Origin of the sequence: Hyalangium sp. (genome assembly GCF_035629615.1) — a bacterium.
In the GTDB taxonomy this organism is placed as follows: Bacteria; Myxococcota; Myxococcia; order Myxococcales; family Myxococcaceae; genus Hyalangium.
The window spans coordinates 1-6,060 of the sequence record NZ_DASPHO010000289.1; the positions used below are offsets into that span (position 1 = coordinate 1).

5 protein-coding genes are annotated in these 6,060 nt (G+C 68.2%); 4 read left to right on the plus strand and 1 reads right to left on the minus strand.

Going from position 1 to position 6,060, the window contains the following annotated elements; all coding sequences use genetic code 11:
• The 3 genes from VD972_RS14625 to VD972_RS14635 all read left to right on the plus strand — a co-directional run.
• Nucleotides 1-412, plus strand: a 412-nt coding sequence (locus VD972_RS14625) for a response regulator (RefSeq protein WP_324987020.1), incomplete at its 5' end; no start/stop codon positions are given.
• A gap of 183 nt (nucleotides 413-595) precedes the next feature.
• Nucleotides 596-2,884 (plus strand): hypothetical protein, encoded by a 2,289-nt coding sequence (locus VD972_RS14630; RefSeq protein WP_324987023.1) that lies wholly within the window; start codon nucleotides 596-598, stop codon nucleotides 2,882-2,884.
• A gap of 98 nt (nucleotides 2,885-2,982) precedes the next feature.
• Nucleotides 2,983-3,351: a hypothetical protein gene (locus VD972_RS14635; protein WP_324987026.1), complete on the plus strand. Its 369-nt coding sequence runs from the start codon at nucleotides 2,983-2,985 to the stop codon at nucleotides 3,349-3,351.
• Between the two features lie 31 nt (nucleotides 3,352-3,382).
• Here VD972_RS14635 and VD972_RS14640 read toward each other — a convergent pair whose 3' ends face one another.
• The gene (locus VD972_RS14640; RefSeq protein WP_324987029.1) at nucleotides 3,383-4,537 is read right to left on the minus strand and encodes a hypothetical protein; all 1,155 of its coding nucleotides are present in this window, start codon (nucleotides 4,535-4,537) and stop codon (nucleotides 3,383-3,385) included.
• A 160-nt stretch (nucleotides 4,538-4,697) separates the two neighbouring features.
• On the opposite strand from VD972_RS14640, the gene VD972_RS14645 reads away from it, so the two are divergent.
• The gene (locus VD972_RS14645) at nucleotides 4,698-6,035 is read left to right on the plus strand and encodes a glycosyltransferase (protein WP_324987032.1); all 1,338 of its coding nucleotides are present in this window, start codon (nucleotides 4,698-4,700) and stop codon (nucleotides 6,033-6,035) included.
• Nucleotides 6,036-6,060: the final 25 nt, after the last annotated feature.

Here is a 6,060-nt window from a genome sequence, read left to right on the forward strand (position 1 = left end):
CTCCGAGAAGGCCGGGCGTGTCCTGATCGTGGACGACGAGCCCTTCGTGGGGACCTCGGCAAAGCGGGTCCTGAAGTCCCTGTGTGAGGTCGTCGTCGTCACGAGCGCTCAGGAAGCCCTGGAGCTGGTGAATGCAGGGGAGCGCTTCGATCTCGTCCTCTGCGATCTGATGATGCCGCAGATGACGGGCATGGAGCTTCATGAGGAGCTGTCGCGCCAGGCCCCCGACGTCGCTGCGCGGATGCTGTTCTTGACGGGGGGCGCCTTCTCACCCGAGGCGCGGCAGTTCCTCCGAGAGAAGCAGTGGCTCGAGAAGCCCTTTGACAACCAGGCCCTTCGGGCGTGTGTCTCCCAGCGGTTGCTGAAGGCAGGGCGGCCCGTCCGGGACAGAGGGGCGCCACTGCACGGATGAACGTGCGCCCCACGGGCGGCCCTGCGAGCGCGCCAGGATGGCTCACCCTGCCTCAATCTGGAGCGAGCAGGAGATCCATTCTGGGCGGGAATTCCCCCGTTTCCGAGCGGCTCCCGTCTGGAATGGCGCAGGCACGCGGCTGGCATAGGCGAGGGGAGAACCCTCCCACGAGCAGGTGTCTCCGTGCCTCCGTCGAACAACAGCAGCGAAGCGATCCAGCGCATCTCCCTGAAGAACCGCGAGTACGCCTATATCGAAGACGCGAACCGCGGCGTGGTGCTGGTGGAGATTGGCCCCAAGGTGCTCACGCTGGAGGCCCACCTCACCCTCGTCACCAAGAGCCGGATGGTGGAACTGGGCACCGGCAGCTGGTGCGTGGTGCGCAACCCCGTGGTGCGCGAGGACGGCAAGGTCTCGCTGGATGACTTTGGCCAGGCTCGCATCGCCGTGGGCGATCGCGAGGTCCGCGTCGGCCCCCAGGTGTTCCCGCTCTACCCGGGTGAGGAACTCGAGGGCGAGATCACTCCCGAGTACGTGCTCGGCGTCTACGATGCGCTCCGCATGCGCGCGCTCACCGCCTTCATGGACGAGCGCGCCCCGGGTGGGCCGCGTCGCAGGGAGGCCGGCGACGAGTGGCTCGTCCGAGGGCCCGGCCGCTACGTCCCCAGCGAGGCGGTGAGCGTGGTCTCCACCGAGAAGGCGCGCGTCCTCAAGGAGACCGAGTACTGCATCGTGCTCAACCCCGTGGACCGGACCACCGGGAAGATCCAGGAGGGCCGGCGCAAGGTCATCTCCGGGCCGGATGTCTTCTTCCTGGAGCCGGGCGAGGTCTTGGAAGGGGAGGTCCGCCGCAAGCACGTCCTCTCCGAGATGCAGGGGCTCAAGCTCCAGGCGCTCGACGACTTCCCCGAGCCGGAGGAGGGTGGCGAGCCCCGGCCCCGCAAGGCGGGTGACACGTGGATCGTCCGCGGGCCGCGGACCTACGTGCCCAACGAGAAGGTGGTCATCCAGAAGGAGATCCACGCCTTGTCGCTCGGCCAGGGAGAGGGCCTCTACGTGAGGGATCTGCGCTCCGGCAAGGTGTCGCTCGTCCAGGGGCCGTGCCAGTTCATGCCCGAGGCCCACCAGGAGCTGCACGAGAAGCGGCTCTCCGCCGACGCTGAGGCGCTGCTGGGGCTGGCTCCTGCTCCTCAGGGGGTCCAGCTCTCCGCCGTGGATGGCAAGGAGGCCAAGGTGTCGCGGCCGTCCCCGGCTGCCGGGGAGCGGATGGATCGCACCCGGGCCATCGTCCTGCGCATCGAGGACAACACCGCGGTGCTCATCAACGACTTTGAGACGAACCACGCCCGGGTGGAGTTCGGCCCCGCGAAGGTGATGCTGCGCCCATATGAGGACGTGACGGTGCTCGACTTGTCAGGCGGGACGCCCAAGCGCCCGCGGCAGCTCAAGGTGCTCATGCTGCGGCTGGGGCCGGACTTCGCCACGGATCTGTTCGAGGTGGCCACGCGGGATCATGCCCGGCTGCGCATCAAGCTCTCGTACAAGTGGCAGTTCGACGTGGAGAGCGACTCGGAGAAGGACAAGGCGATCTTCCGGGTGAACGACTTCATTGGCTACGTATGCGAGAACCTCGCCTCGCGCATCCGCCAGGTGGCCGCGGAGAACGACTTCGAGACGTTCCACAAGAACGCCAGCGTGCTGATCCGCCGCTCCATCTTCGGCGTGGATGAGGCGGGCAAGGCGCGCAAGGATCGCCTCTTCTCCGAGAACAAGCTGCGCATCATCGACATCGACATCAAGGACATCGCCCCGGTTGACGACAAGACGGCGCTGAAGCTGCGCGAGGCCATCGACACGAACATCCAGATCCAGCTGGATGCCTCCAAGCAGGAGGCGCAGGCGGCGGCCGAGCTCAAGCGCATCCGCAGCGAGGAGGAGAAGAAGCTGGCGGACATCTCCAGCCACCGGAAGTCGGAGGCCGAGCGGCAGTCGCTCATCGAGCTGGAGAACAAGAATCACCAGCTGGCCACGCTGAGCCACGCCAAGGTGGGGGCGGAGGCGGAGCTCGAGAAGGCGCGGGTGGAGAGCGAGGAGGCGCTGGCCCGCGCAGAGGCAGAGGCCCGGGCGTCCCGCATCCGCACCGAGGCGGAGCTGGAGCGCGAGCGCATGATGAGCGAGGTGGCGCTGGAGCGGCAGAAGAAGCTGAACGATCTCGAGGTGGATCGTCAGGCGCGGCTGGCGGCCGTGGAGGCCGATCAGTTCCGCCAGCGCGTCGAGGCGCTGGGCGGAGGGGAGAACTTCGTCAAGGTGGTGGCGGCGCAGGCCCAGGCCGCGGTGGTGGGGGGCCTGGACAAGGTCGTGTTCCTGCCGAGCGGCTCCAACCTCAACCTCTTCGACTCCATGCAGGGGCTGCTCGGCCCCGGGGGAAAGAATGGAGCGGTGGTAGACAAGGGCTCCGCTGCCTCCAAATGACGCACTGCGCCGGGTGACGGGAGGGCTTCTTCCTGCCATTGGACAGAAGCCCTGCTCACGACTTGTACGGCCTGGGCGTTCAGTAGGATGGGATGCCCATGGCCATCGCAGAAGTGCATGTACGGATCGGGAAGCTGCTCGGCACCATCGAGGAGATCCTGGGGACAGCCAAGACGGACATCCGCGTGCTCGAGCGGCTCGTCGATCAAGCGCGATGGGCCAAGCTCTACATCGACCTCGAGCTTGCCTTTAAGCCCTACTGGGGTGTCGAGGACGCTGCGTGGAGCACCCGCCACTTCGTGACGGAGCCCACAGCGCGCCAGATGCTCGAGGAGTTCCGCTCGACACTGAGCGACGTCGCTGCGGCGACGGCCGGTCATGTCAAGCTGCGCAACCTCCGGGCCCGAGTCGAAGGTGTCGTCAACGTTGCCCAGGGGTGGTGGAAAGAGAAGGCCGAGGAGAAGTGATGAGACACCCTCGCGCCCGGTGAGAGAAGCGTCATGGTCGCACGCGCGACTCGGCCTGCTCCAGGTGGCGCCGTGCGTGGGTGAGCTCCCGTTTGGCGGCCGTGGCCTGCTCGTCCACGCGTGAGGCCTCTTCGGCCTGGACCCGCTCTGCTTCCTCTGCGCCTTCGAGCGCCTCCCGTGCGCGGCGGACCTGGGACTCGGCGTTCTCCAAGGCCCGGCGTGCTTGCAGGGTCTTTCCCTTCGTGGTCCTGAGCGCAGCCTGGGTGCGTACCAAGGCCTGGCGTGCGCTCCGATCGGCGCGGGCAGCCTCGTCCGCGCGCTGCTTGGCCTCCCTCCGGAGCTGCCGGAGCTCCGCTTCACGCTGGTGCCGGGCCTCGGCAGCTGCTGCTTCGCGGGCTTGCCGCTTCGGTGGATGGGGCACAGGCGGAGCGATGCGAGGCTTGGCGGCAGGTGGAGGACGAGCTGGGGCTTCAACCTCGTCCTCCCGAGGCGTCCACGGGCCTCTCAGCACCTTGCCGCCGGCGGGAGGAGGCGCTGGCGCGGGCGGCGCCGGTGGCTTCTCGGGGCGGCGGCCTGGCGGCGCTCTCGCAGGCTTGCGTGATGTGTGAGCTGGGGATGGACCGACGAGCAGGAGAGGGGAGAAGGAGCCGAAGCCGGAGCTGCGCAGCGGCTGCGTCAATGTGCCTTGGGTCAAGACCGTGCGCTCCTCCTCCGTCCCGAGCGCGGCGGTGCGCAGGGTCTCTTCGACCTGGCGGATGAGATCACCCGTGGCGGGACGTCCCGTCGCGGCCAGCAAGGCGGTAATGTCCTTCATCAAGGCATCGAGCGACTGTTGGAAGGCACGGTTGGCCTCCTTGAAAGGCTCCGACGCCAGTCCGGACATGGCCCGGCGGTGGGCCTTCTCCAGAGCGCGCGCGGAGTCCAGGAACTCTCCCAGGTGCTCTGGCTGCTGCTGGGCCAGCCGATTGACGACCCACGCGCCAACGACCGGGCGCTTGAGCTTTCGTATCGCCTGCGCATCCTTGGCCCGGCCCTTCGACGCGAGCTCCTTGGCGAGCGCGTCTCGGGCACGGGTGAACTGATCAAGAGGCAGGGCGTACAGCTCGCGCTGCCGGGTGGCGATCTCCGCCTCGGAGCTACCTCGCTTGCCTCCCGATCGAGGGGGCGCTTTCGAGTGAGACGACACCGCTCAAGGTGCGATCCGGTGCTGTGAAACGGCAAGTCGCTGGCTCGGGTCGCTGAGAGGCAGGGCGCGCCTCGAGAGCAGCGAGCCTGTAGGCTGCATCCGAAGCGGGCCTTGCCTGGACGGAGGTGAAGCCAGGACGCGCGCTGGGGAGGGGAGTTCCGTGCGCTTCGCATTCCTGACGATGGGGACCCGGGGTGACACGCAGCCCTATGTGGCGCTGGCGAGTGAGCTGGTCCTACGAGGCCATCAGGCCGTCATCGCGTCGAGCGAGGATTTGGCGGAGCTCGTGAGGAAGGCCGGGGTCGAGTCCGTTCCGTACTCGGGCCTGCGCATGCGCGAGCTGTTCGACTCGCCGCATGGGAAGGCATTCCTGGCTCGCGGGCAGTTCATGAGGTTCCTTCAGTGGTCGAGCACCGAGCAGGCCCGGCACGAGCGCGCGGTGCTCGACGGGGTGGTCCAGGCGACGGAGCGGGCGGAGGTGATCGTCTCGCATCCGCTCCTCGAGGTGGGAGCCCGGACGCTCGCGCAGTGGAGGAAGGTTCCGCTCATCCGGACTCAGCTCGCCCCCGTCATTCCCACCCGCGCCTTCCCGAGCCCGTTGTTGAACCTTGGCCGGATCCGCTGGGGGGCGCTCCGGCACTGGACGCACCGGCTTGCGCGGACGGTGTTCTGGCGTGCGGCGCGCCCGGCGCACCTGTCGGCATGCCGGAAGCTCGGGCTCGAGCCGGCCCCGCGGAATCCCCATGTGTTGCTGGAGGAGGAGCAGGTCCCCTGTGCGCATCTGGTGAGCCCCACGCTCCTGCCGCGTCCTTCGGACTGGGCTCCGCACCACGTGACGACGGGGCACTGTGAGCTGCCGGGCGCGGTCCGGGCGCGCATCGGAGAAGGTTCCATCGAGCCAGCCCTGGACCGCTGGCTGCAGAGCGGGACGCCTCCCATCTACTTTGGTTTCGGGAGCCTGCCGGTCCTGGAGCCTCTGACGTTCATTCGAGCTGTCCGCGATGTGCTCGAAGTCCTGGGGCTGCGCGGGCTCATCGTCTCCGGCTGGTCAGACCTGCAAGCCCTGGCGGACGACGAGCGCCTCTTCATCACCTCCTCGGTGAACCACGACGCGGTCCTGCCGCGCTGCCAGGCTGCGGTGCACCACGGCGGGTTGGGAACGACCACGGCCACCCTCGCGGCTGGCCTGCCGACCCTCGTGTGCAGCGTCCTCCTCGACCAACCGTTCTGGGGGGGGCGGGTGGAGGAGCTGGGAGCAGGGGCGTGGATGCCGTTCCAGCGTTTCTCAGTAGCCCGGCTGGGCGAGGCGCTCGAGCAGATCCTCTCGGAGCCGGTGAAGGCACGGGCCCGGGAGCTCGGAGCGCGGATGCGCGAGGAGCGGGGACTTCAGAACACCGCAGACTTCATGGAGCAGCACGCCGGAGTGGCTCGCCCCGAGGCTACGTCAGGAGAGTGTTCATTGCCGGTGTCCCGGACAACCCACGCGGGCAAGGACTGAACACCGGACTGGCTCCTGGCCTCGT